Source organism: Janibacter sp. CoH_79_TC_3 (assembly GCF_058197955.1).
In genome coordinates, this window is sequence record NZ_JBXWIV010000003.1 from 148,008 (window position 1) to 173,467 (window position 25,460).

Sequence of the window (25,460 nt, forward strand, 5' to 3'; positions counted from 1 at the left end):
TATCCTGCAAACTTGTTATCATATCGGCATCTTGAATCGCAAAAAAAAGACGCTGACTATGACTGATCCTATCGCACCGCTCACCTCTAAAGACATCAATAAAGACATTAATAAAAACATCAATACTGCAAAATCTGCTGGCAATAATGCTGCTATCGTCACCCAAATGCGCACGTTGATTGATAATTTAAAGACGCATAATTATGCCTATTATGTGCTCGACAATCCGATCTTAGAAGACAGCGAATATGATCAGTTGCGTCGCTCTTTATTGGATCTTGAAGAAAAGTATCCCGATTTAATACAGCCGGATAGCCCAATCAATCAGGTTGGTGATATGCCACTGTCAGCTTTTACCCAAGTTACCCATGATATTCCGATGTTGTCACTGGGCAACGTCTTTGATTATGACGAGTTACATGGCTTTATGCGCCGTGTCAATGATCGTCTTAATGACGCGCAGAAAAATCCTGAATATGAGATGGAGCTAAAGCTAGATGGTTTGGCAGTGTCACTCAAATACGCTTATGGGCAATTTACCCAAGCAGTGACACGCGGTGATGGTCAAACGGGCGAGGATATTACCCAAAATGCCAAAACCATTCGCAATTTACCGCTTTGGCTAGCCGCTGCCGCTGATATTGAGCTGTTAGAAGTGCGCGGCGAAGTGCTGATGCCAAAAGCAGGCTTTGAACGTCTAAATCGCTTAGCGGAAGAAAAGGGCGATAAAACCTTTGCCAATCCTCGTAATGCTGCCGCAGGCAGTTTACGTCAGCTAGACCCGGCGATTGCTGCTAGCCGTCCGCTGGCTTTTTATTGTTATTCAGTCAATCAAGGTCTACCTCAGACTATCGATACCCAATCAGCCGCCTTGGCTTGGCTCGGTGACATAGGTTTTAGCGTCAGCGCTGTGAGAGTGGTACAAAATCCGCGCGAAGCACAAGCCTATTATGAGTCGATGATTGAAACACGTAGTAAGCTACCGTTCGAGATTGATGGCATGGTTATCAAGGTCAATAATTTGGCATTGCAGCAGCAGCTTGGTTTTTTATCGCGTGAGCCGCGTTGGGCTACCGCCTATAAATTCCCTGCCGAAACAGTGATGACGCGTCTGCATAGCATCGATTGGCAAGTTGGGCGCACTGGCGCAATTACTCCTGTAGGTAAGCTTGAGCCTGTTAAAGTCGGTGGCGTGACAGTTAGTAATGTCACCTTGCATAACTTTGGTGAGATTCAGCGCTTGGATGTGCGCGCAGGCGATATGGTTAGCGTCCACCGTGCCGGCGATGTCATCCCCAAAGTCACCCGCGTCTGGAAAGATCAGCGTCCAGCAGATTCAGAACCTGTACAGCTACCGTCGACTTGTCCAGTGTGCGATTCACCTGTGGTATTGCCCAAAGATGAAGCCTTGGCACGCTGTACGGGTGGACTGTTTTGCCCTGCACAGCAACAAGAGGCGCTCATTCACTTTGTCTCACGTCGGGCGATGGATATCGATGGCTTAGGCGCAAGTTGGTTGATTAGCTTTTTTGAGCACGGTTTGGTGAAGACTGTCGCTGATATTTATCAGTTGCACAATCATCAAGACGAGCTGATTACGCTTGAAAAACTAGGGGAAAAATCAGTGCAAAATATCCTCAGCGCCATTGAAACCAGTAAGCAGACCACACTGGCACGCTTTATTTATGCACTCGGTATTCGCGGTGTCGGTGAGACCACGGCGCAGAATTTGGCGCAGCAATTTGGCGACCTCGATAGCCTGATGGCAGCGGATATCGATAAGCTCCTACAAACGCCTGACGTCGGCGCGATCACCGCTGAGCTGACTTATAAGTTCTTCCGCGCCCCGCATAATATCGAAGTCATCACGGCATTGCGCGAAGCTGGCGTGCATTGGGATAAGGTTGAGCAAGTGGTATCAGAGGGATTGCCACTCGATGGGCAGACGTGGGTCATCACCGGTGCGCTAGATAGCATGGCGCGCGATGAAGCCAAAGCCAAACTACAAGCGCTCGGTGCCAAAGTCTCGGGTAGTATCTCGGCAAAAACCACCGCGCTACTGGCAGGCGATAAAGCTGGCTCTAAGATGGCTAAAGCGGAAAAGCTGGGCGTGAAAGTGGTGGGTGAAGAAGAGTTTTTGGCTTTGGTTGGAGAGTAGGTTGTGACAGACAGTGATAGAAAAATTATTGATAAGTTAGAAGAGATTCCAGATGAATATACTCGTGGAATAGTTAAGAAATTAGCAAGAATAATAATAAGCAGTAATGGGAATAAAATAAGTATAGCAAATACGAAATTTCTCATAGCTACTATTTTGTTGAATAAAGATTATAAGGAAGAAGCGCTAGAAGTGTTCAATAGTATCAGACTTGAAGAGAATAAAAGTATTTACGAGAATGCTCAGTTCTTTATAGGAGATATACTTTTAGAAAGTAGTAGCTTAGCAGATATAGAACATGCTAAGAGCAGTTTCGTCTTTGTAAAAAATAAGTTCCCTTACGAAGCAAAAAATAAAATAGATATATGCGATTTAATTTCAGATAGAAGTTCTGAGGAATTAGGCAGAAATATTTTTGAAATATCTAATCTTGTATATAAGATATTATCCATATTAAAGATTGATATCAACAGTATAGGAAAGAAACAGTTGCATGCAGAGCGTAAGCTTGGACATTATACTTCAACTGAAGTGGCCAACATTTTACTACATAATCCAAATACTAATTTTTTTCGATTAAACACTATTCATAACGTTAATGACCCTAGTGAAGGTAAGTTACTTGAGGGTTATTTAAAGAACGATAGTAAAGAGAGAAATCGTGAAGTAAGATTTGATGGTGAATATCAGACATTTATTGGATGTTTTACTTTTAATCATGATAGTTTAAACCAGTTTAGACTTTATGGTAAGCAAGACTATAAGGAAGCTTCTGGTATTAGTTTGATATTCAATAAAAATTTTTTTAAAGAAAATGACCACCCTGATCAAATGTCATTTATCACAACTGAAAGAATCTTAGATGAACAAGTATCTGAGGAAAAAATTAGCCAGCAGCCAGTAATACGTTGTGTTTATATAGATCCTAGTTCTCAATTTATACACTTAGCACAACGCAATCAAATTACCTTTTATATAGAATTTAGCGACCGCGTTGAAGCTGACATAAAATGGATGAAATATAAAAAGTATATCGATAAAAAGACAAACGAGTTTTTGATATGGTTTGAGTGTTTGAAAAGTGCATATCAGAAAGCTATGGATATTGTAAGTGAGCTAGATCAATCGAAAGCTTCAGAAATAAATATTTTACTAGATAGGATTTTACTACCAATAAAGTATTTAATTAAGAATATAGCTTTTCAAGAGGAGCAAGAGTGTCGAATGCTTTATATTACTTCACTCAAAGATCCCAAAGTAAAAATGGATTTTGGTAAATTCTTATATGTTGAGTATGATGCAGATGTCAAAACACACCTTGATAAAATCTACATTGCCCCAGCAGCTACTCAGTATCAGCCCTATTTAGCTAAGTTACTTCGTGATACTGATGTCAAAATTGAACTCTCAAACAACCCTTATCGGCAGACTTCATAATGAATAATAGCGTGTGCAATATAAATTAAAGCACACGCTACTAACTTCTACTCCGCCACCTCACCATGCGCCTTCACCTCACCTTTCTTACCATCCGGTTGAATCACAATAGGTAACACCAACCCTTTAGCAAAGTCATCTGACAGTACATAATCATAGCTACTGGCAGCGACATCAGGCGTGGTATGAATGACAAGTTTCATGTCTTTACTATCAATGATTTCATGTGAAGTATAGCTCTCGCTAAGCTGATCGAGCACCTTTGACAGCGCTTCATTGCTTGCCATGCTTATCGTCAGGTTGTGCTGAGCGGTGGCGTTATCTAATTTAAAATATTCCGCATAATCGAGTACATTTTGGCTATCAAGCGCAAACGGATATTTATAATTCGTACGGTCAGCAGCTTTTTCGCCACTTGCCACCAACGACCAGTCGATGGTGTTAGCTTTTGCCGCATCAGGTGCTGCTGCGACTGAGGTTTTATCAGAGCTATCAATGCTATCAGTGCCATTAGAATTGTCAGCGCTATTATCGCAGCCCGTTAGTGTCATCATGCCTGCACTAGCTATTATCATCATACTTAATAAGCGCTTTATCATTGAGTTACTCTCTTTATTAGTGGGTCATGGGCTGTTTCTATAGATGAACTATTTTGACAGCTTTTAACGTGCTTCTCTAGCTAAATGCTGCAAAAGGTAATTTCTTATTAATAACGAATCACAGTAGACTGATATAAAAGAAAAAAGGCATTAAACAAGGCATTGGCGATGATACAGTTTGATTTTTAGCCATAAAAAAACAGCCACCAAATGATGACTGTTTATAATAATGCTAAGTTTAATAATTATAGGTTTATCATTATCAATTAACGATTAAACCAAAATCATTATCTACCTACCTGACAGTTTACTTGATATTCTTTACCGTTTGCCCATTTCATTGCAAAGATACCTTTGTCTTCTTTCATGTGCCATGCATAGACCACTTCAGAGTTTGATTCGTTGACATAGCTTGCCGTATCACCTTGGACGCCGCCATTTAAGATGATAGGCTGATTTGCCCAGTTCACTTTAGGTAAGGTCGCGTCTAGCATAACTTGTTTTTTATTGATTGACTGCTTTGCCAAGATCTTGCTGCCATCAGTACAAGTATAAGGTGCTGGTGCCATGCGATCATAAGCGACATCGGTTACGCTTTCTGAAGCAGGGGTTTTGTTTGGGGTAGTAGGTGCGGTAGTCGCACAGGCGCTTAGTAGAGCAAGAGTAGGTAGGGCAATAGCGAATTTGGTTAGGGTATTCATGGTTTTCTCCAAAGGTGTAAAATTTTTATGTGTTTTTTTGGCTGGGCTTTTTCTAATAATGTGCTTTTTAACGATGCGTTAAGCATATAGCGCACATGTTAACGAAAAGCCTTTCTAGATAATGTTAGAAATTGTTTGTTACATGTTCGTTAAGTTACTTAAACACTGACTAATGTAACGCTGCCCTTAAAAGCCTTTGTAAAATAGCTAAGCTTAGACAAGTCAAATGGCAAGTAGGTAGGCAGTTATGCAAAAAAGAATTAAGCCAACAGGCTTAATATAAAAAACATAAAAAAGCGCCTATCGACTACTGAGCCGATAGGCGCTTTGATTTAAGCTTAACTAAAAATTTCTAACTTATTTAGCAGCAAGTAATAACAGCTATTTCACACCTACAGCCATTTAACTTATCTCGTCTTACGCGGTGGCAGACCAGTATGCTGAGTTTGGAAGTTGCCTTTGCTGACTCTTTTGCTGTTTTTACCTAAAGTATTGTTGCTCGAGGTATTTTTTGCAGCGCTCGGACTATTGTTGCTGCGTTTCACCGAGTCATTACCCAAGCGGCTGTTCTTTTTACGTGCCGATTGATAGCTGTCTTGCGCGGCGTCGCGACCTTCCAAGCTTGCGTTAAATGGTGGTATCAAGCAGCCACGACCTTTACCAATCAAATCACTGCGTCCCATATCTTGCAGCGCTTTACGTAGCATGACCCAGTTTTTTGGGTCGTGATAGCGTAAGAAAGCTTTATGCAATTTACGCTGTTTGCCAGATTTGACGATATCCATGTCACCTTCGTCACGGCTGATTTTATGCAGCGGGTCTTTATGCGTATGGTACATAGTGGTCGCGGTCGCCATCGGGCTAGGATAAAACGCCTGTACTTGGTCAGCGCGGTAGCCGTGACCTTTTAGCCACAATGCAAGGTTCATCATATCCTCGTCTCTAGTGCCGGGGTGAGCGGCGATAAAGTACGGAATCAGATACTGTTCTTTACCAGCTTCTTGGCTATATTGCTCAAACATGGCTTTGAATTTATCATAGTTGCCCATGCCAGGCTTCATCATTTTCGATAGTACCGCTTCTTCAGAATGCTCAGGGGCAATCTTTAGATAACCACCAACATGATGGGTCACCAATTCTTTGACATATTCAGGGTCTTTAATCGCCAAATCATACCGTAAACCTGACGCAATGAGGATTTTTTTCACGCCTTTGATATCACGCGCTTTACGATATAGCTGGGTTAAATTACTGTGATCGGTAATCAAGTTATCGCAGACATCAGGATAGACACAAGACGGCTTACGGCAGTTCTTTTCAATGGTTTCATCTTTACAATTTAAGCGATACATATTGGCGGTTGGACCACCGAGGTCAGAGATGACACCGGTAAAGTTCGGCGCGGTATCACGAATCGCTTCGACTTCGCGTAGGATAGATTCTTCTGAGCGGTTTTGGATAATGCGGCCTTCATGCTCAGTGATTGAGCAAAAAGTACAACCGCCAAAACAACCACGCATGATATTGACCGAAAATTTAATCATGTCATAAGCAGGGATGCGCGCATCGCCATAGCTTGGATGCGGCAGACGGGCGTACGGCAAGTCAAAGACGTAATCCATCTCTTCGGTTGAGAGTGGAATCGGTGGCGGATTGAGCCAAACGTCAATCGAGGTATGCGAGTTACCAGCGCCGCTGCTATGACGCTGTACCAAAGCACGGGCGTTACCGGGATTGGTTTCAAGGTGCAAGATACGGTTGGCATGAGCGTATAAAACTGGGTCAGCTTTGACGTGTTCATAATCAGGCAGGCGAATCACCGTTTGCTCACGCGCTGGCATTTTAATTTTATGCTTGCGCGCCGTCATCGGCTTGTCAAAACCGCGCATTTGCACCACTTGCGTGTCTTCATCGACTTGGTCAGCATTCAATATTTTATTGGTCACTGGCTCAGATACGAAGCCCGGATATTGTGAAGCCATTCCTGACAGTGCTTGCCCAACGGGTGAGTCAGATGGCTTTTCTTGTTCGATTTTGCAGCTGTCAACGTCTTCAGTCATCACATATGGGTTAATAATCGGATCAACGCGGCCAACGGTATCGACGTCGTTACTGGCAACTTCCACCATGCCCGCTTGCCAATGGCGACGGGTTGGGGTCAATAAATATGACGTACCACGTAAGCTACTCATTTGCTCAAAGCTGTAGCCTTTTGATAGACCATGGACCACATCGACGATAGCGCGCTCAGCATTACCATACAATAAGACATCGGCACGGGCGTCCATCAAGATACTGCGGCGGACTTTATCCGACCAATAATCATAATGGGCGATACGGCGTAAGCTACCTTCGATACCACCTAAAATAATCGGCACATCGGGATAAGCTTCGCGGCAGCGCTGGCTATAAACGATAGCAGCGCGGTCAGGACGTTTGTCAGCCACGTTACCCGGCGAATATGCATCATCGCTACGGATTTTGCGGTCGGCGGTATAGCGGTTAATCATGCTGTCCATGTTACCGGCGGTCACGCCGTAAGCGTAAACCGGTTTACCAAGCTCCATAAAGGCGTCTTTGCTCTTCCAATCTGGCTGGGCAATGATGCCGACACGAAAGCCTTGCGCTTCTAATAAGCGTCCGATAATCGCCATGCCAAAGCTTGGGTGGTCGACATAAGCATCGCCTGAGATGATGATGACATCACAGGCATCCCAGCCCAAATCGTCCATCTCTTTGCGGCTCATTGGCAAATAAGGCGCAGGCTCGTAGCAGCTCGCCCAATGTTTGTCGTAGTCGTAAAGGGGTTTGGTGCCTTGTTTAAAGGCGGTGCGGGCGATGGTATCGGCAGACATGAGCGGACCTGTTAATTAGAAAATGGCACTAAAAAATAGCCGTTATTGTTATTAATTAACAACGGCTTATTTAAAAGCGCTCATTTTAACATGAATTACGCTCAGGATGTGATAAACGCTGATAAAGGATTAACGATAAGTTATTGATAGCGTAAGGTAATCTATATAAAAGAAGGATTGTTAAACGTTAAAAAAATCCTTCTTTATTGATTCCGTTATTAATAGCAGAAATTATTGTTCTAATAGTTGGAAGGGAAAGGTAATAACATCAAAGGCTAAGGCAAAAGGCAGTAACACCAGCTTTTGAGCAGTATTGGCACCATTACGAGACACTTGCTGTTGCTGGTTTTGGGTGTAAAAGCTGACCATATAAGGTTTGCTCAAAGCGCGGTAATTAGATTGAATTACGCTTAAATTACTGACTTGTGGATAGATAGCACCTTTGACAGGAACGCTAAAGCAAAAGCGCTGAGCGTTGATACGCAGGTCGCTGGATGAAGTACAATCACGGCCATTATTTTGCAAAAAGAACTGATAGTCAGAGCGTTGGAATTCATCTTTTAATTTGGCGTAAGACAGCTTCATTTCACCCTGAAAATAGCCATCGTTATTGGGCACAGAAAAACTCATGTCATTATCGACGTGGATGTTCTTTGGCGTCAGATTGCTTAATAAGGCAATCATTTCCGTCCCGCCTTGGGTCAATACATAGCTGTTCTTTTCACCGACGATAACCATGGTCGCGTTGGGCGTTTTTGGCAATGCTTGGGCAGGACGACCAAAGGCGACAATTTGGTCTTCAGATAAGATTTGCTTGCTAGTCGTGGTGCTGACGTGATTATCACCTTCTAATAAAGAGGTAGTTGCGCAGCCTGAGCTGGCAATCAATGCCGCAAGTGATGCACCTGTTAATAAAATTTTTGGATTTAATAACTTTGATAGGGTCTGAGTATTCTTATTTGTGTCGATAGGCTGTATTTTTTTACTCATAATCAGGCTTCCTTGTCTGCTATACGGTTGATGGTTTATCTGTCATTTAATGACAGGCTTTCGTTGCTATCGTACCTTTTTTACAGAGCACTTATCCACTCATATTGATGATAAAAATTGAATGGGCTTTGTAGCTATCTTTAATCAAGCAAAATCTTGGTGCCGCTCTTGGTAAAGTTCATCACAAACTGGCTTTTAAAGCTGCGCACATTGTTCTCATAGATCAGTAAATTACGGGTAAATTCATGATAGTCATTCATGTTTTTCGCATTGACCATGAGCATAAAATCGGCATCTCCTGACACTTCATAGCAGCTCATTACTCGCGGTTGCTCATGCATTAAGCGCTCAAATCGATGCTGCATCGAGGTATTTGAGCGCGACATTTCTATCATTACCACCGCCGTGAGCCCGTAACCGACCTTATTTGGGTCGACGATAGCGACTTGTTTGGTGATTATTCCGTTATCTATTAATGCCTGAATGCGCCGTTGGGCAGTAGCGATAGAGACGTGCACGCGTTCTGCTACGGTCTTTAATGGTAAGCTCGCATCGTCCTGTAGCAAATTTAAAATGGCTTTATCGGTATCATCTAAAAGGTGGCTCACAATATCTCATTCCTAAAAAAACGTAGTCACTTAAGATTTTACTCTAAGATTCGATTATAAGTATTACCGTTATAACTCTAAATATAAGAAAAAAATTACTCCTTGATAGAAATTTAGATAAATTTATTCAAAGAAACTCTTATATAGAAATAATATCTCATAAGACCTTAGTAAAATAGAGGCTATTAATCAAAGCTTGTTAATAATTGAGTTAGCAAAAATAAAAATAATCGCTAACGCTTCTAACCTCTATTTATATTTACGGTGCTTATCATGTCCAACTCAACCCTATCTCAAGTTTTTGCTAGTACGCTAGCAAGTGCGGTTTCGCGTTTGTCATTGCCTGCGGTATGGACGGCGGGTAGCGCGCAGCAACGTATACTAATCATGGGTGTGGGTTTTGCAGTATTATCAAACCTCTTATTTGGTGTGCTTTACGCCTATAGCAGTTTTTTAGCACCGTTATCAGGTACGCAGGTATTTATCTGGCGCATGCTAGCAATGTGGGCAGCATTGATAGGGTATTTGCTTATCAGCGGACGTTTGGGGTTACATATTGGTGAGTTAAAAGCATTGAAAACGGTCAAGCAGTGGGCTTGGTTGCTGCTGCCGACCCCGATATTTATCAGTCAGTTTTGGCTGTTTATGTGGGCACCAGTGAATGGCCAAGGCGTACAAACGGCAATGGGTTATTTTCTGTTTCCACTGATGATGGTGGTATTTGGCTGTGTATTATTTGGTGAGAAATTAAGCCGCTTACAGTGGTTAGCCGTTGCTTTTGCTGCTGTTGGGGTAGGTAGTGAGATTGTGCGTACACAAAGTGTCTCTTGGGCGACATTGTGGGTCTGTGGGACTTATCCTATTTACTACATTTTACGCCGCCTACAAGGTATTGGCGCGATTACAGGTTTGTTGGTCGATTTGACCATCTTTGCACCGTTTGCTTTGGCGTATTTATTTTTGTTTGCACCGAGTAGTTTAAGCTTGGTTAGTGGTTCAGGATTTTTTATCATGATGCTAATAGGTTTGGGTATCTTAAGTGTATTGGCCATGAAAACCAACGTCGACGCCAGTCAGATGCTGCCAGTAAATGTTTACGGTATGATGAGTTATATAGAGCCGGCGTTATTATTTATATTGGCAATCACCGTATTGGGCAATCCTTTTGAATCCGCGATGATTTATAGCTATGGCTTGATTTGGCTCGGGATTGCTTGCTTAATTGCGCATGGTATCCGTCAATTGCGCCGCGCTCATAAACACTCGAAAATGACAAAAATTTTTCACGCAGCTTAGTACTTTATACAAACAACAAGTGATGCAAATAAAAAAAGGACGATGCAGCATAAGTTGCATCGTCCTTTTTTATCGCGCTAAAAATAATTAATTTAAAACCGTAGTCTTAAACCAATCAATTTAGTCGGCATTTTTAAAGCCGCGCTGCTTATCACGTTCCCAGTCGCGGTCTTTAAGGGTTTTACGTTTATCATGCTGTTTTTTGCCTAGCGCTAAAGCAATTTGGCATTTCACCAAAGAGTTTTTCCAATAGCAAGATAACGGCACGCAAGCATAGCCTTTTTGATTGACCGCGCCCATGAGTTTTTCGATTTCTCGGCGATTGAGCAGCAGCTTACGCGTACGAATGCTATCAGGACTGACATGGGTTGAGCTTGAGAGCAGTGGCTGAATATGCGCGCCAAAAATAAACGCCTCATTATTACGAAAAATAATATACGCTTCGGTAATGGTCATTTTTCCGGCACGAATAGCCTTAACTTCCCAACCTTGTAACGATAGACCTGCCTCAAACGTCTCTTCAATAAAATACTCGTGACGAGCTTTTTTATTGGCACAGATTTGATTTTCCGGTTTTTTTGATTTTTTTGACATAATTTCTCCATAAGGACTGCAATATACATTGTTTGTATAAACTGTCCCAGTCTAACTGTTCCTCATCCTAACCCTCAAATATAGAGAGTTTTTTGTCATGCTGGTTTGTCATATCAAGCATGGCAAATCAAGCATGGCAAAAGGGATGAGTCGAACCGACTATTGTAGCAAAGCACACAGCGAAAAGGTAAATCGGCTGTTAGGACAAATGTAGCAGATAAGTATTAAGTTCGAGTAAAATTTGCTAGCATATGAGTCATTATCATTAACCATATTAGCCCTGTTATGAGCCCTTCTGCTACTTCTTCAAAATTGCATACTAAAATTTTATACCCGGGTACCTTTGATCCCATTACCAATGGTCATGTAGACTTGGTTAAACGCGCAACGAAACTGTTCGATGAGGTGGTCATTGCTGTCGCCTCAGGTCATCATAAAAAGCCATTGTTCGACTTCGAGGAGCGTGTTGCCTTGGTCGAAACGGTATTTGCTGATTTACCGCAAGTGTCGGTGATTGGCTTTGAAGGTTTGCTAGTTGACTTTATGCGCGAAAAAAACGCCACCGCAGTCTTGCGTGGTTTGCGTGCCATGTCAGACTTTGAATACGAATTTCAGCTTGCCAATATGAACCGCGAGCTTGATGAAAACTTTGAAGCGGTATTTTTAACCCCGTCACAAAATTACTCGTTTATCTCATCGACGATGATTCGTGAGATTGCCAAACTTGGCGGTGATGTGACCAAGTTTGTGCCACCGTGCGTCTCAGAAGCCTTTATACAAAAACTCAGTCGCTAAATTTAGTTAAACGATTAGTAAGTTAAGCTTTAAATATAGGCTGATTGTTCAATATTAAGTGGAATAATAAACAACAGACGTACTCATTTATTATCAACTGCTAGCAAATAAGGAGCAGTTTATGGCGTTATTAATTACCGACGAATGCATCAATTGTGATGTGTGCGAGCCTGCTTGTCCCAATGAAGCCATCTCAGAAGGCGACGATATTTATGTCATCGACCCTGATTTATGTACCGAATGCGTCGGTCATTTCGATGAGCCACAATGCGTGGTCATCTGTCCTGTCGACTGTATTCCGCATGACCCAAACCACGTCGAAACCCAAAGTGATTTGATGTCAAAATATAAGCGTATCACTGGTCAATAAAACATGACAATATCCAACCTCTCAACGAGTAATTCCTCAACAAACGACTTCGACCAGCAGCACCTTTGGCATCCTTATGCCAGTTTGCCGCCCACCTATCCAAATATCGTGATTGACCATGCCGAAGGTATTTATATATTTACTGAAGATGGCACGCGCCTGATTGACGGTATGTCGTCATGGTGGGCGAGTGTGCATGGCTATAATCATCCAGTGCTCAATGCGGCGATGATAGAACAGTTGGGTAAGATGGCCCATGTGATGTTTGGTGGTTTGACCCATCAGCCAGCGATAAATTTAGGCAAAAAGCTGCTAGCTATTGTACCTGCTGGACTCGATGCGATATTTTATGCTGACAGTGGCAGTATCGCGGTAGAAGTGGCACTAAAAATGGCACTGCAATATCAAATTGCCGCTAAGCGTCCGCAAAAATGTCAGTTTGCCTCAACGCATTCTGGTTATTATGGCGATACCTGGCACGCGATGAGTGTTTGCGATCCGCTTGCTGGCATGCATAGCCTTTATGGTAAGCAATTACCTTTGCAGCATTTTGTGCCTGCACCGCCGTTAGGATTTGAGCGTCAGCTAACTCAAACTACGTGTGATGAATTAACCGCATTTTTTGCTAAACATAGCCATCAGCTTGCCGGATTTATCATTGAGCCGATTATTCAAGGCGCAGGTGGGATGCGCTTTTATAGTCCGGAATATCTACGACTGTTGCGCCAATTGTGTGATGAGCATGACGTGCTGCTCATTGCGGATGAAATCGCTACTGGTTTTGGGCGTAGTGGCAAGTTATTTGCTTGTCAACATGCCAATATTAGCCCTGATATCATGACCATTGGAAAGGCGCTGACGGGCGGCTATATGACTTTTGCAGCGACATTATGTACGCGTACGATTGCTGATACCATTAGCCAAAGTAATTATCCGGCATTGATGCATGGTCCAACCTTCATGGGCAATCCGCTAGCATGTGCCGTTGCTTGTGCCTCGATTGATTTAATTCTGTCCTACGATATCGAAGTCCGCACAGCAAATATGCAAGCCGTGATGGAACAACAGCTTGCGCCTGCAGCGACGTTAGCTGGCGTTAAAGAGGTACGTTGTTTAGGCGCAGTGGCCGTCATTGAATTAGAGGCAGCCGTTGATATGCCGGTTTTCCAATCATTATTAATTGACAATGGCATTTGGGTGCGACCGTTTGGTAAATTGGTCTATATTATGCCACCTTATGTCATTACTGATAATGAGTTGGTGACGTTATGTCAGGCGCTAATAACCGTCGTCACTTCGTACTTGGATCAAATTTCTACGACCAACAGAGCTTTACTATGAGCGTTTTATTCATCTCTGGTATTGATACCGATATTGGCAAAACCTATGCCACTGGCATAATGGCAAAAGCCCTGATGCAACAAGGTGTTAATGTCATTACCCAAAAATTGGTGCAGACTGGTGTCGCAATAAATCCAGATAACGGTGAAATGAATATTGCCGATGATATTGTCACTCATCGTCAGTTGATGGGGATGGGGATGCAGCCTTGTGATACTGATAACACTACTTGCCCTTATCGCTATGAGAAACCCGCGTCGCCGCATTTGGCAGCGAAACTTGCCAACACCGTTTTAGACCCTGAAACAATCACCAAATCTACGCAGCAATTGCAAGCAAACTACGATGTGGTGCTATTAGAAGGCGCAGGTGGATTGCTGGTGCCCATAACCGAGCAGCTATTGACCTTAGATTATATTGTGACTCAAGGTTATCCGGTCATTTTAGTCACATCAGGTCGGCTTGGTAGCATTAATCATACCTTGCTTAGCTTGGAAGCAATCCGAGCGCGCGGTTTAACGATGCATAGCGTGATTTATAATCATATTCATGATACTGCTGATAATACCGATACTGAGATTGCTAATAGCAGCATTGATTATTTAAAAAACTATCTGGCGCAAAACTATCCAAATGCCAATTGGTTACAGCTGCCATGCCAAGATAAAGACCAGAAAAATGACAATGATTTAATATTGCCGCTGAACTTTATTTAGATCATGATTGAAATCATTTGGTAGAAAATGAAAATAAGCACAAAAGACATTCCCACGCAGCCTTTAGTTTTGCTATAATAGCGCGCTTGGTAGACTAGGCGATCGCCGCTGCACACTGGCAACAGATGAGCAGGGGAGGAAAGTCCGGGCTACATAGGGCAGCGTGCCAGCTAACGGCTGGGCAGGGTAACTTGACGACCAGTGCAGCAGAGAGGAGACCGCCTTTGGTGTCGCAAGACATTATTGGTAAGGGTGAAAGGGTGCGGTAAGAGCGCACCGCGTGGCTGGCAACAGTTCACGGCATGGTAAACTCCACGCGTAGCAAGACCAAATAGGCATCGGCATGGCGCGGCCCGCGTTCGATGCGGGTAGGTTGCTTGAGCGTATCAGCGATGATACGCCTAGAGGAATGATCGTCCACGACAGAACCCGGCTTATCGGTCTACCAACTTTTTTATTGTTCGTTTTTATCGTTAGTATTATGCATATTTGCTATTAATTTGAATAAAATTCCTATTTTTTGCAAATAAACGATAATTAGGGGTTGACGATAGTCATCTCTATCGGTATCATACCGAGCCTTAAATGGCGATGTAGCTCAGCTGGTTAGAGCGCATGACTCATAATCGTGAGGTCAAGAGTTCAAGTCTCTTCATCGCCACCATTTATAGTAAGACTAGCAGTATTAAAAAATGCCAATCATTCTGTGATTGGCATTTTTTTTGCCTGATTTTTGCCAAGTAGCGTCTAGCTCAGCGGCTTTATCTAGCTTCTCAGTGAGCAAAGTTTTTTGTATTTTAATAGCCGCTGATTGCCGTCATGTATCACGCAACATCTTGCTAATAAAATCGCCTTACTTTACAGTGGAAAACTGCTAGAATACCCTCACATGCCTGCGCGTATTAATCACTAACCAATTGAGTTAATCAGTAGTGATAAGCAAGCGCCATGAGCTTTTGCCTTAGATATGATAGTTTACTTACTCATTACGATAGTATTGGCGTATTGGCTGATACCGTAATATGAGTAAGTATTTTATTGATTCTATCTAACAGCATTTATTTTCGTTATTCAATCCTCCATTATTTAGTAGGCGCTTTGTGACTGCATTAGCCAATATTCGTAACTTTTCTATTATTGCCCACATTGATCATGGCAAGTCGACCCTTGCCGATCGTTTTATTCAGATGTGCGGTGCGCTGCAAGATCGTGAAATGCAGGCGCAGGTCCTCGATTCTATGGACATTGAGCGTGAGCGCGGCATCACTATTAAAGCCCAGTCCGTGACCTTGTTTTACGACCATCCTAACGGTGAGCGTTATCAGCTCAACTTTATTGATACCCCTGGTCACGTTGATTTCTCCTACGAAGTATCACGCTCACTAGCGGCTTGTGAAGGCGCGCTATTGGTCGTTGATGCTGCGCAAGGCGTAGAAGCGCAATCGGTTGCCAACTGCTATACCGCAGTAGATCAAGGCTTGGAGGTGATGGCAGTCTTAAATAAGATTGACTTGCCACAAGTTGAGCCTGAGCGTGTGATTCAAGAAATTGAAGACATCATTGGCATTGATGCCGTTGATGCACCACGTGTATCAGCCAAATCTGGTCTTGGCGTCGATAAGCTGCTAGAAGCCTTGGTCGAGTTTATTCCTGCGCCAACTGGCGATCGTGAGGCGCCGCTACAAGCATTGATTATCGACTCATGGTTTGACAGTTATTTAGGCGTGGTCTCGCTCGTACGTGTGCGTGAAGGAACGGTCAAAAAAGGCGATAAAATTTATATCTTATCGACCAAGGAAGCGCATTTGGTCAGCTCGATTGGTGTCTTTACGCCGAAGCCTCTAGATACGGGGATTTTAGAAGCCGGTGAAGTTGGCTTTATCATTGCTGGTATCAAAGACATCGCAGGCGCTCCCGTGGGTGATACAATTACCCATTCCAAGACCCCTGACGTTGATCGCATTCCCGGTTTTAAACAGATTACCCCGCAAGTTTATTCGGGCATGTTCCCAGTTGACTCTACCGATTTTGAAAAATTCCGTGAAGCGCTGCAAAAACTACAGATCAACGATGCCTCATTATTCTTTGAGCCTGATACCTCCGATGCGCTTGGCTTTGGTTTCCGCTGCGGCTTCTTAGGTATGCTGCACATGGAGATTATCCAAGAGCGCTTAGAGCGCGAATATGACTTGGATTTAATCACCACTGCGCCATCGGTTATCTATGAGATTGAAAAGAAGAACGGCGAAGTCATTTATGTTGATAATCCATCAAGATTGCCTGAGCCAAATAATATCGAAGAGTTCCGTGAGCCGATTGCGCGCTGTCAGATTTTAGTACCGCAAGATTACTTGGGTAACGTGATGACACTTTGCATCGAGCGCCGCGGAGTCCAAGTCGATATGCGCTTTATGGGTCGTCAAGTGCAGCTGATTTTTGATATTCCGATGGGCGAGGTGGTCATGGACTTCTTTGACCGTCTAAAGTCCGTATCGCGCGGATTTGCGTCGCTGGATTACAATTTTGAGCGTTATCAAGTAGACAAATTGGTCAAAGTTGATGTACTGATTAATGGCGAGAAAGTCGATGCGTTAGCCATGATTGTGCATCAAGACCAAGCGCGCTATCGTGGTAATGCATTGGTTGGTAAAATGAAAGAGCTGATTCCGCGTCAGATGTTTGATGTAGCGATTCAGGCCGCGATTGGTAGCCAGATTATCGGCCGCAGTACGGTGAAAGCCATGCGTAAAGATGTACTAGCCAAGTGTTATGGCGGTGACGTTTCGCGTAAGAAAAAGCTGCTCTCAAAACAGAAAGCCGGTAAAAAACGTATGAAGCAAGTCGGTAATGTGGAAATTCCACAAGAAGCTTTCTTAGCCGTTTTGCAAGTTGAATAAATCACCGATAAATTATCAAACGTCATCTGTCTTAATATCTTTTTTAATAGCTCATTTATTAATAAAGACTGGCAGATAAGTAGCTCGCTAATAGGCAAATAAGTATGGATTTTGATTTTAATTTGATTCTAGTACCCTTAACCATTGGTTTAGGTATTATTTGGCTATTAGATAAGCTAACGCTGAAACAACGTAAAACTCGTGGTCGCGGTAAAGAGAGTTTGTTGGTGCGCTGGGCGTATGACTTTTTCCCAGTGTTGGCGGTAGTATTAATTGTGCGCTCGTTCTTGATTGAGCCGTTTAATATTCCCTCATCATCTATGGTGCCGACTTTATATACCGGTGATTTTATCGCGGTCAATAAATACGCTTACGGTGTGCGTCTGCCGCTCACTTACAATAAAGTACTTGATACAGGCGCGCCTGAACATGGCGATGTGGTGGTTTTTCGCTACCCTGAAAACCCAAGTATTTATTATATCAAGCGCGTCATTGGTCTACCGGGTGATAGCGTTAGTTATAACAAAGGTACGCTCGCGATTAATGACAAACCAGTTCCTACCAAAGCAGTAAATTTTGACGCCGATGCTGAACTGACCTCACAGTTATATCCAGCAGGACAAGTTGCACCAGGGCAAGTCTTGACTGAAGACAATGCTATACAAATGGGTCAACAAGAAGAAAATGCGGCTCAGTATTTCGAAGAGACTCAAGGCGACAACAAACACTTGGTGCGCTACTTACCTAATATGAATAGTTCGCAATATGCGCCATTTTTACAGCAAGAGTCACCAGAAGTGGTCAGCTCTGAAGGAACAGAATGGCGTATCAGTGTCCCAGAAGGTCACTACTTTGTGATGGGTGATAACCGCGATCGCAGTGCTGATGGGCGTTTTTGGGGCTTCGTTCCTGATGACAATTTAGCCGGTAAAGCGGTCTATATTTGGATGCATAAGCCGCCTGGTCTTAATTTACCAACCTTTAAACGTAATGGCAGTATTGATTGATATCATCGCTGCGCTAAAGATTGATTTACCGATAATAGTTTGTGCTAATATTATGGCTATCTAATAAACAGCTGAATGACTTATTAATATCAATTTTTAAACAATGATATTAATAGTATGGCGGTTTACCTATAGCAACTTAAGCAAATTACCCTTTGAGAGGTATTATGGTGCAACAATTATCTGGTTTGTCTTCGCAGCGCGGTGCTAGTGTAACTAGTATCGTTTTTATCATTATCGTTTTGGGTATGGCTGCTAAATTGATCGTCGCTATCGTACCGGCGCAGATTGGTGATTATCAGCTGACTAAAACGTTAAGTGCGCAGCTTAAAGAATCCAATGCTAATAAAGAAACGGCTAAACAGTTTGTTGAACGTGTCAATAAGCAGCTTTCTATTAATGCTGATTATGATACTAAAGCAGAAGAGGTTTTTACCTTTACTGATAAAAAAACAGGTCAGCTTGCTATTCATAAGGAATATACAGTAACCAATAATCTTTTTGGTAATATCGATATCGTTAATCGCTTCGAAGGCGATATTGATGCAACTACTGCCGAATAATCTGTACTCTACATTATAGAAAAGTGAATATTCATGATTGATATTTACTTTTTTAAGAAATTTAAAAGATTCTAACGCACCAAAAGTTAGCCATATTCATTAATGCAAAAAAATGCAACAAAAGGGATAATCACAAGCCACGCATGAAACCAACTTCGCAGTATCCTCAGGCGGTTCCTAATCACCAAAAAAGTAGCATGTCTGATGACACGCTTATTATTAGCTCAGAATTTATTCAACGCTTAGCGATATTGACGCGCAAGTTGGGTTATGTGTTTAATGATTTGAGTTTGCCTAAGTTGGCGCTCACCCATCGCTCGTTTGATAGTAAGAAAAACTATGAACGTTTAGAGTTTTTGGGCGATGCGCTACTAGGTATGATAGTCGGTGAAGCTTTATATCATCGTTATCCGACGCAAAACGAAGGTCGTTTGACCCGGATGCGCGCAACTTTAGTCCGCCAAGAATCACTGGTTATTATTGCGCAAAACCTAGAGCTTTCTAACCAATTGATATTGGGCGTTGGTGAGCGTAAAGGTGGCGGGCGCAATCGTGCTTCTATCTTAGCGGATGCCGTAGAGTCATTGATTGGGGCGATTTATCTAGACAGCCAAGACATGGATATCACCCGTGACTGCGTGCTTTCTTGGTACGGCGACCTTATTGATAATGTGAATGATCAAAAAGCGCTAAAAGACGCCAAAAGCCGCTTACAAGAATGGTTGCAATCTAAGCAGTTTGATTTGCCGCATTATGAGCTGATGGAAACCCGTGGCAACGCCCCGCATCAAATTTTTGTGGTGCGCTGTCAGGTAAATATTAACAACTGTCCTGACATTACCGAGTCGGGTGAAAGCCGCCGTATCGCTGAGCAAAAAGCGGCAGAGCTAATGATTAACCAATTGCATAAATTGCCAGGTCAGCCTAAAAAACGCTCATAGCTCATTTTTCAAACGTATTTTACAGCGCTTTTTTAAAGTCCATTTATTGAAATGTTCAGTTTTCTAAGTACTAATTTTTCGATTGTTTCAATAAACGATTATTCGAAATACCAAATATTCTTAATATGATCAGATTTATGCCACTTTCCTTCAAACGACTAATAAGTGGCATGACTGATGACAACCTCCATAGGATTAACCCATGAGCAATCACAACGACTTGCCATTAAATAATGAAGATAATGCCAAAAATATGACCGAAAACACCAATACTAGCTCAACCCAAAATAATGTTGAAGCAAATGACGTTGAACAAAACCACGCTGAATTAGGCAATACTAGATTAAATGCTGCTAAGCTAAATGTTGATAACACAGAAGATACTGCGTTAGAGAATAACGCGCTAGAAAATGACACGGCTATCGAAGAGTTCTTTTCACCCAATAATAATGTACATATGGCCGATGGTTTTAAAACGGGTTATGTGGCCATTGTTGGTCGCCCGAATGTGGGTAAATCAACTTTAATGAACCACTTGCTGGGTCAAAAGTTGTCTATCACTTCGCGTAAACCACAAACGACCCGCCATCGTATTCACGGTATTTTATCTAACGATGAGATGCAAGCGGTGTTCGTCGATACCCCAGGTATTCATCGCAATGAAGTACGTGCTATCAATGAGCGTATGAATAAAGCGGCCGTCTCTGCCTTGGTAGATGTTGATTTGGTCTTGTTTGTCGTTGATTCTGACCAATGGCGCGACGATGATTTGCTTGTTTTACAAAAGCTTGGCGATACCAATTTAACTGTGGTATTGGTGATTAATAAAGCCGATACTTTAAAAGATAAAGGTAGCGTATTGCCATTGATCGAAACCTTTAACGACAGTTTCGATTTTGCTGATATTGTTCCTGTTTCTGCTTTAAAGAATCAAAACTTAGATCGTTTGCAAGAAGTGATTGCCTCACATTTGCCAATCGCTGATCCTATCTATGATACCGAGCAGATTACGGATCGCTCAGAGCGCTTTTTAGCCAGTGAAATTATTCGTGAAAAAATCATGCGTAGCGCGGGTGATGAAGTGCCATACGATTTAACCGTACAGATTGATGGCTTTAAAGACGAGGCCGCGCATATAGATCCAAAAACTGGTCGTCCCCGTAAGGCTTGTACCTTCATCGATGCGACCATTTATGTCGAACGCAGTGGGCAAAAGGCGATCGTTATTGGTGATAAAGGTCAGCGTATCAAACAAGTGGGCATGGATGCACGTAAAGACATGGAACAGCTGTTTGATAAGAAAATCATGTTGACACTGTGGGTGAAAGTGAAACGTGGCTGGTCTGATGATGAGCGCGCGTTAACCAGTTTGGGATATTAATAGTGACTTAAAAGAAATAGCATGGTGATCAGGCATTTATATCGCCATGCGTTCATATCATCATTGCTGAGGTAATAATCAATGCGTAACGAAGCGTTAATCGGTTATTTATTACATCAGCGTCCTTACCAAGAAAAACGTGCCTTATACTATTTATTTTCTCAGCAACATGGAGTGATTCATGGGGTTGGCAAAAAAGGCGCGCCGCTCTTTATGCCACTGCAACTTTTTGCAACTGGTAAACGCGATTTAAAAACATTCAGTCAGATTAATATTGCGCCGTTAAATGCCATTCAAACGCTTCTAGAACAAAAAGATGAGAACGCTAATTTATCAGAGGCGCTCCATCATGAAAGTATCAGCGGACAACATCAGTACGCTGCCCTTTACTTGAATGAGATATTGTGGCGGCTATTAGCTACTGAAGATCCTATGCCGGTATTATGGCAACATTATCAAAACAGTCTACAGCAGCTTAAGCAGCCTTTAACTGCTGATGAGTTGCGTTTGTGTTTGCGCCAGTTTGAGACCTATCTATTTAATGAATTGGGCTTTGCTTTAACGCTAAAACATGACAGCCTTGATCAGCCTATTGAGTCCGACTGCGCTTATCGCTTCTTACCTGATGTGGGCTTGGTACCGATTATTTATAACAATGATAGCGAAAATCTGACAGCACAAACTGTTTTTAAAGGTACTGAGGTTTTAATGATGGTACAGCAAGGCATATCGACTGTTACTCTCAATACTTGGTCGCGTTTGCATCGCCAACTCATTGATCATCTGCTTGATTACCAGCCATTACAAAGTCGTTTGCTTTGGCAACAGCAACAGCGCTATCAATCCTAGGGTTTATAAAGGCTTTATAAAGTAATACGCAGTAAATAATCTGGATATTATTGAAAGGATTTTTTATGACTAACACAACGGTAGTACAGGCAGCTAACTTAACGGAAAACTTGGAGAGCAGCTTAAAAAAACCTCTATTAGGGGTAAATATTGACCATGTAGCTACTTTACGCCAAGCACGCGGTGTCAGCTATCCAAGCCCATTGGCAGCGGCTCTTTTATGTGAACAAGCGGGAGCAGATGGTATCACGATTCATTTGCGTGAAGACCGTCGCCATATTCAAGATGCCGATGTATATGAGATTGGTGAGCAGCTGACCACAAGAATGAACCTAGAGATGGCTGCAACGACTGAGATGCTTGAGATTGCTCGTAAGGTTAAACCATTTTGGGTATGCTTAGTGCCTGAAAAGCGCGCCGAATTAACTACCGAAGGCGGTCTTGACGTTGCGGGTCAGATATCTTGGTTGACGGATTATATCGGCAAGTTACAAGCAGTCGGTATTAAAGTTTCTTTATTTATTGATCCAGAAGATAAGCAGATTGCTGCAGCGGTGACCTGTGCTGCAGATGCGATTGAATTACATACAGGTGCTTATGCTGAAGCATGCTTAGCCGGTAACGTCGATAAGATGAGCGCTGAACTTATGCGGATTAAGAAGGCAGTGCAGATAGCGCAACTTGCTAATGAGAACCTTCTAATTAATGCGGGTCATGGTCTCACGCGCAACAATGTTAAGGCGATTGCCCAAATTGACGGGATATATGAGCTAAATATCGGACATTCCCTTATTGCCGATGCTGTTTTTTTCGGATTAGAGCAGGCGGTTGTCATGATGAAGAATGCTATGCATCAAAGTGCTTGATTATTTAACCTTATCATGGTTCTCTATTGCCCGCAGTCAGTAGGGTGGCTTTCGTTAGGCTTATAAGTAACGAGACCGATTTGGCTAAATGATATTTGATACATGGTGTGATTGTAGGTTGAGGTTGGACAGTATTTAAAATGTCCGAAATGACCGCGCGGTTTACCGCTATCGCCCCAAAATTTAGTATAATGACGATTATTTCCTACCCGTAAATACAAGGTACTGTATTTAGGCTCTAAGGCCTGTTCTTCTAGTAGGTCATCAACTCCTAAATCGAAGTTCTTATTATTGTTCTTGTCTAAAAATAATAATAGCTTCTTATAACTGTTTCTATCACAGATACCGCCATTATTAGACAAGCAAACCAGTAAGTCTTGTCTCCTGATATAACTTTCAGCTTTAGCTAACGCTAGAGTACTCTCGATTTGTCCCTCAATACGTTTCGCTTCCATACGAGCTAATTGCTCTAGGATATAAGGGATCGCAATTATTGCTATGATAGCTAAAACGGCGACTGTAACGATTAATTCTACTAAATTAAAGCCATATTCATTATGTAGTCGAAGATGTCTTTGTTTATCTGCGAATACTTTATATAATTCAATCATGATGGACTGTTGCCTATATAAGAGGTATGGCGATATAGAAAAAAACTTATAAAGGGAGCTGAATTCACTGCCAAAGTTTTTACCACCAACGTTGAACATGAGGATTAATAAAGTAACGAACCTCTTAGCTTTATATGGCTATATATAGAATTTAGTAGAAATCCAAGTACTCAAATAAAAAATGAAATAATGTTTGCTAATTAAATATAAACTAAATATATATCTAGTGTCAAATAATGTTTCAATTCGTGAATGAGCAGTTTTATCAATAGAGAAAACCATAGATTTGTATTAAAATAGGCTCAAACAATAGGTATGATTCGTTTCATCATCTATTGCGACCTAACATACAAAAGATAAAAAGTGTAAAGTGTGTTAGTTATCGGTAAGTTGAGCTGACTAATGTGTTTTGGTTATGACATTATCGTGTAATAATGTGTAGCTGGTTAACGAAAAAAGTTGTAAACTGAGTTGATAATCGCTAAGCTACTCCTTAATTGGTTTTGCTTTGTAACTTAAGATTTGTAAAAGATGTCTGTTTTTAGACATTTTGAGATGCAGTTTTGCTTAACGCATTACTAAAATTATCCTTTGGAGGAAGTTCATGAAATTAAATAAAATTGCTTTGGCATTGTTTGCCATTACAGCGGCTCCACTAGCAGCAAATGCTGGTGTTACTATCAGTCCACTATTACTTGGTTATCATTGGACAGAAGATGGTGAAGACCAACGCGACCTGTTAGCAAACTATGGTGATTCTGCAGAAAACTACTATGTAGAGAACGGCTTATATACTGGTGCAGCACTAGGTATCGAGCTAACTCCTTCTACTCAGTTTCAAGTAGAGTATGGTGTATCTAATACTGATGCTATAAGCAACAGAGGTGCAGCATACGATTCAGACGCCGAACAAGAAATGATTTCTGGTAACTTCTTAATCGGTTTTGAAGAATTCAGTGGCTATACAGACAGTGCATTTAAACCTTATGCATTGATTGGTGCTGGTCAATCTAAACTTAAAATCGAAGATGCTAGCGGCAATATGGTATCAGGTACCAAAGATACAATCGGTAACCTAGGTTTAGGTGCTATGTATCGTATTAACGATGCATTAAGCCTACGTGGTGAAGGTCGTGCGATTCATAACTTTGACCAAAACTGGTGGGAAGGTATGGCTTTAGCTGGTTTAGAAGTCGTATTAGGCGGTCACTTAGCTCCTACTGTTGCTGTTCCACCAATGCAAGAGCCATTAGTTGATAATGCTCCAATCGTTGTTGTTGAATCTGACCTTGATTCTGACGGTGATGGCGTACCTGATAGCATCGATGCATGCCCAGGCACTCCAATGAACGTAGTGGTTGATGAGCGCGGTTGCCCAGTACCAGTAGACATTACTGATGAGCTAAAAATGGAACTACGTGTATTCTTTGATAACGATAAATCAGCTATCAAAAACCAATACAAACCAGAAATCGCTAAAGTAGCAGAGAAGATGCGTGAGTATCCTAACTCTACAGCACGTGTAGAAGGTCATGCTTCTAAAACTGGTCCTTCAGCTCGTTATAACCAACGTCTATCTGAAGCCCGTGCTGTTGCAGTGAAATCTATGTTGACTAACGAATTTGGTATTGCTCCAAACCGTCTATCAACAGTTGGTTATGGTTATGACCAACCAATCGCTGATAACAATACTGAAGAAGGTCGCGCTATGAACCGTCGTGTATATGCCATCATCACTGGTGACAAAACCATGACTGTTGAACAAACTAAAGATATGGTTGTTCAATAAGTAATAGCTGCTAATTATCTTATAAAGTAACTAATTACAAAAAAAGTCATCCTTTGGGTGGCTTTTTTTTATTTAGGCAGTGAGAAAATTAAGTTA

At 42.1% G+C, this 25,460-nt stretch carries 22 protein-coding genes, 1 tRNA gene and 1 other RNA gene; 17 read left to right on the top strand and 7 right to left on the bottom strand.

Going from position 1 to position 25,460, the window contains the following annotated elements; genetic code table 11:
- Window positions 1–58: 58 nt before the first annotated feature.
- Window positions 59–2,158 carry an NAD-dependent DNA ligase LigA gene (gene ligA, locus AC2FA3_RS04675; protein WP_490508549.1) on the top strand — a complete coding sequence of 700 codons (2,100 nt, stop codon included), beginning with the start codon at window positions 59–61 and terminating at the stop codon, window positions 2,156–2,158.
- 3 nt (window positions 2,159–2,161) lie between these two features.
- Complete coding sequence (locus AC2FA3_RS04680) at window positions 2,162–3,595, top strand: hypothetical protein (protein WP_490508550.1); 1,434 nt, start codon at window positions 2,162–2,164, stop codon at window positions 3,593–3,595.
- A gap of 47 nt (window positions 3,596–3,642) precedes the next feature.
- Here the strand turns inward: AC2FA3_RS04680 and AC2FA3_RS04685 are convergent, their stop codons facing one another.
- The 5 genes from AC2FA3_RS04685 to AC2FA3_RS04705 form a co-directional block, all read right to left on the bottom strand.
- Window positions 3,643–4,173, bottom strand: a complete 531-nt coding sequence (locus AC2FA3_RS04685) for a hypothetical protein (RefSeq protein WP_490508551.1) — start codon at window positions 4,171–4,173, stop codon at window positions 3,643–3,645.
- Window positions 4,174–4,481: 308 nt separating this feature from the next.
- Entirely contained in the window at window positions 4,482–4,895 is a 414-nt protein-coding gene (locus tag AC2FA3_RS04690) for a hypothetical protein (RefSeq protein ID WP_201546227.1), read from the bottom strand.
- 407 nt (window positions 4,896–5,302) lie between these two features.
- Window positions 5,303–7,750, bottom strand: a complete 2,448-nt coding sequence (locus AC2FA3_RS04695; protein ID WP_490508552.1) for a YgiQ family radical SAM protein — start codon at window positions 7,748–7,750, stop codon at window positions 5,303–5,305.
- A 231-nt stretch (window positions 7,751–7,981) separates the two neighbouring features.
- Window positions 7,982–8,740, bottom strand: a complete 759-nt coding sequence (locus tag AC2FA3_RS04700) for a YidX family protein (RefSeq protein WP_490508553.1) — start codon at window positions 8,738–8,740, stop codon at window positions 7,982–7,984.
- A 140-nt stretch (window positions 8,741–8,880) separates the two neighbouring features.
- Window positions 8,881–9,348, bottom strand: a complete 468-nt coding sequence (locus AC2FA3_RS04705; protein ID WP_490508554.1) for an Lrp/AsnC family transcriptional regulator — start codon at window positions 9,346–9,348, stop codon at window positions 8,881–8,883.
- A 273-nt stretch (window positions 9,349–9,621) separates the two neighbouring features.
- Here AC2FA3_RS04705 and rarD point away from each other — a divergent pair, with 273 nt between their 5' ends.
- Entirely contained in the window at window positions 9,622–10,644 is a 1,023-nt protein-coding gene (rarD, locus tag AC2FA3_RS04710; RefSeq protein WP_490508556.1) for an EamA family transporter RarD, read from the top strand.
- Window positions 10,645–10,764: 120 nt separating this feature from the next.
- Here rarD and smpB read toward each other — a convergent pair whose 3' ends face one another.
- A complete protein-coding gene (gene smpB, locus AC2FA3_RS04715) occupies window positions 10,765–11,238 on the bottom strand; it encodes an SsrA-binding protein SmpB (RefSeq protein WP_079690859.1) in 474 nt (157 codons plus the stop codon).
- Window positions 11,239–11,523: 285 nt separating this feature from the next.
- Between smpB and coaD the strand changes: the two genes are divergently transcribed.
- From coaD to AC2FA3_RS04780, 13 genes are all read left to right on the top strand, one after another.
- Window positions 11,524–12,033: a pantetheine-phosphate adenylyltransferase gene (coaD, locus tag AC2FA3_RS04720; protein WP_490508557.1), complete on the top strand. Its 510-nt coding sequence runs from the start codon at window positions 11,524–11,526 to the stop codon at window positions 12,031–12,033.
- A gap of 121 nt (window positions 12,034–12,154) precedes the next feature.
- Window positions 12,155–12,403 carry a YfhL family 4Fe-4S dicluster ferredoxin gene (locus AC2FA3_RS04725; protein WP_149490624.1) on the top strand — a complete coding sequence of 83 codons (249 nt, stop codon included), beginning with the start codon at window positions 12,155–12,157 and terminating at the stop codon, window positions 12,401–12,403.
- 3 nt (window positions 12,404–12,406) lie between these two features.
- Entirely contained in the window at window positions 12,407–13,744 is a 1,338-nt protein-coding gene (gene bioA / locus AC2FA3_RS04730; RefSeq protein ID WP_490508558.1) for an adenosylmethionine--8-amino-7-oxononanoate transaminase, read from the top strand.
- Window positions 13,741–14,460: a dethiobiotin synthase gene (gene bioD, locus AC2FA3_RS04735; protein WP_490508559.1), complete on the top strand. Its 720-nt coding sequence runs from the start codon at window positions 13,741–13,743 to the stop codon at window positions 14,458–14,460. The genes bioA and bioD overlap by 4 nt, the downstream gene beginning before the upstream one ends.
- A gap of 86 nt (window positions 14,461–14,546) precedes the next feature.
- Window positions 14,547–14,913: RNase P RNA component class A (gene rnpB, locus AC2FA3_RS04740), an RNA gene on the top strand.
- 134 nt (window positions 14,914–15,047) lie between these two features.
- Window positions 15,048–15,124 (top strand) — tRNA-Met (locus AC2FA3_RS04745).
- Window positions 15,125–15,560: 436 nt separating this feature from the next.
- Window positions 15,561–17,357 (top strand): translation elongation factor 4, encoded by a 1,797-nt coding sequence (lepA, locus tag AC2FA3_RS04750; RefSeq protein WP_201546234.1) that lies wholly within the window; start codon window positions 15,561–15,563, stop codon window positions 17,355–17,357.
- Between the two features lie 104 nt (window positions 17,358–17,461).
- Window positions 17,462–18,364 carry a signal peptidase I gene (gene lepB, locus AC2FA3_RS04755; protein WP_490508560.1) on the top strand — a complete coding sequence of 301 codons (903 nt, stop codon included), beginning with the start codon at window positions 17,462–17,464 and terminating at the stop codon, window positions 18,362–18,364.
- Between the two features lie 167 nt (window positions 18,365–18,531).
- Window positions 18,532–18,927: a DUF4845 domain-containing protein gene (locus AC2FA3_RS04760; RefSeq protein ID WP_490508561.1), complete on the top strand. Its 396-nt coding sequence runs from the start codon at window positions 18,532–18,534 to the stop codon at window positions 18,925–18,927.
- A 143-nt stretch (window positions 18,928–19,070) separates the two neighbouring features.
- Window positions 19,071–19,868 carry a ribonuclease III gene (gene rnc, locus AC2FA3_RS04765; protein ID WP_183619926.1) on the top strand — a complete coding sequence of 266 codons (798 nt, stop codon included), beginning with the start codon at window positions 19,071–19,073 and terminating at the stop codon, window positions 19,866–19,868.
- A gap of 202 nt (window positions 19,869–20,070) precedes the next feature.
- Window positions 20,071–21,249, top strand: coding sequence for a GTPase Era (era, locus tag AC2FA3_RS04770; RefSeq protein WP_490508562.1), 1,179 nt, complete (start codon window positions 20,071–20,073; stop codon window positions 21,247–21,249).
- An 81-nt stretch (window positions 21,250–21,330) separates the two neighbouring features.
- Window positions 21,331–22,098: a DNA repair protein RecO gene (gene recO, locus AC2FA3_RS04775; protein ID WP_490508563.1), complete on the top strand. Its 768-nt coding sequence runs from the start codon at window positions 21,331–21,333 to the stop codon at window positions 22,096–22,098.
- Between the two features lie 65 nt (window positions 22,099–22,163).
- Window positions 22,164–22,964, top strand: coding sequence for a pyridoxine 5'-phosphate synthase (locus AC2FA3_RS04780; RefSeq protein ID WP_490508564.1), 801 nt, complete (start codon window positions 22,164–22,166; stop codon window positions 22,962–22,964).
- Window positions 22,965–22,987: 23 nt separating this feature from the next.
- On the opposite strand, the gene AC2FA3_RS04785 is transcribed toward AC2FA3_RS04780, so the two are convergent.
- Window positions 22,988–23,575: a pilus assembly FimT family protein gene (locus AC2FA3_RS04785; RefSeq protein WP_490508565.1), complete on the bottom strand. Its 588-nt coding sequence runs from the start codon at window positions 23,573–23,575 to the stop codon at window positions 22,988–22,990.
- Window positions 23,576–24,179: 604 nt separating this feature from the next.
- Here AC2FA3_RS04785 and AC2FA3_RS04790 point away from each other — a divergent pair.
- The gene (locus AC2FA3_RS04790; protein WP_201610259.1) at window positions 24,180–25,364 is read left to right on the top strand and encodes an OmpA family protein; all 1,185 of its coding nucleotides are present in this window, start codon (window positions 24,180–24,182) and stop codon (window positions 25,362–25,364) included.
- Window positions 25,365–25,460: the final 96 nt, after the last annotated feature.

What these genes read in the sequence shown, in the direction of transcription:
- AC2FA3_RS04725 (WP_149490624.1), top strand. Translation starts at nt 12,155, where the DNA reads ATGGCGTTATTAATTACCGACGAATGCATCAATTGTGATGTGTGCGAG.
- AC2FA3_RS04790 (WP_201610259.1), top strand. Translation starts at nt 24,180, where the DNA reads ATGAAATTAAATAAAATTGCTTTGGCATTGTTTGCCATTACAGCGGCT.
- ligA (WP_490508549.1), top strand. Translation starts at nt 59, where the DNA reads ATGACTGATCCTATCGCACCGCTCACCTCTAAAGACATCAATAAAGAC.
- recO (WP_490508563.1), top strand. Translation starts at nt 21,331, where the DNA reads ATGCGTAACGAAGCGTTAATCGGTTATTTATTACATCAGCGTCCTTAC.
- bioA (WP_490508558.1), top strand. Translation starts at nt 12,407, where the DNA reads ATGACAATATCCAACCTCTCAACGAGTAATTCCTCAACAAACGACTTC.
- rnc (WP_183619926.1), top strand. Translation starts at nt 19,071, where the DNA reads ATGAAACCAACTTCGCAGTATCCTCAGGCGGTTCCTAATCACCAAAAA.
- rarD (WP_490508556.1), top strand. Translation starts at nt 9,622, where the DNA reads ATGTCCAACTCAACCCTATCTCAAGTTTTTGCTAGTACGCTAGCAAGT.
- AC2FA3_RS04685 (WP_490508551.1), bottom strand. Translation starts at nt 4,173, where the DNA reads ATGATGATAATAGCTAGTGCAGGCATGATGACACTAACGGGCTGCGAT.
- coaD (WP_490508557.1), top strand. Translation starts at nt 11,524, where the DNA reads ATGAGCCCTTCTGCTACTTCTTCAAAATTGCATACTAAAATTTTATAC.
- AC2FA3_RS04695 (WP_490508552.1), bottom strand. Translation starts at nt 7,750, where the DNA reads ATGTCTGCCGATACCATCGCCCGCACCGCCTTTAAACAAGGCACCAAA.
- lepB (WP_490508560.1), top strand. Translation starts at nt 17,462, where the DNA reads ATGGATTTTGATTTTAATTTGATTCTAGTACCCTTAACCATTGGTTTA.
- bioD (WP_490508559.1), top strand. Translation starts at nt 13,741, where the DNA reads ATGAGCGTTTTATTCATCTCTGGTATTGATACCGATATTGGCAAAACC.
- smpB (WP_079690859.1), bottom strand. Translation starts at nt 11,238, where the DNA reads ATGTCAAAAAAATCAAAAAAACCGGAAAATCAAATCTGTGCCAATAAA.
- AC2FA3_RS04760 (WP_490508561.1), top strand. Translation starts at nt 18,532, where the DNA reads ATGGTGCAACAATTATCTGGTTTGTCTTCGCAGCGCGGTGCTAGTGTA.
- AC2FA3_RS04785 (WP_490508565.1), bottom strand. Translation starts at nt 23,575, where the DNA reads ATGATTGAATTATATAAAGTATTCGCAGATAAACAAAGACATCTTCGA.
- AC2FA3_RS04700 (WP_490508553.1), bottom strand. Translation starts at nt 8,740, where the DNA reads ATGAGTAAAAAAATACAGCCTATCGACACAAATAAGAATACTCAGACC.
- AC2FA3_RS04690 (WP_201546227.1), bottom strand. Translation starts at nt 4,895, where the DNA reads ATGAATACCCTAACCAAATTCGCTATTGCCCTACCTACTCTTGCTCTA.
- era (WP_490508562.1), top strand. Translation starts at nt 20,071, where the DNA reads ATGAGCAATCACAACGACTTGCCATTAAATAATGAAGATAATGCCAAA.
- AC2FA3_RS04780 (WP_490508564.1), top strand. Translation starts at nt 22,164, where the DNA reads ATGACTAACACAACGGTAGTACAGGCAGCTAACTTAACGGAAAACTTG.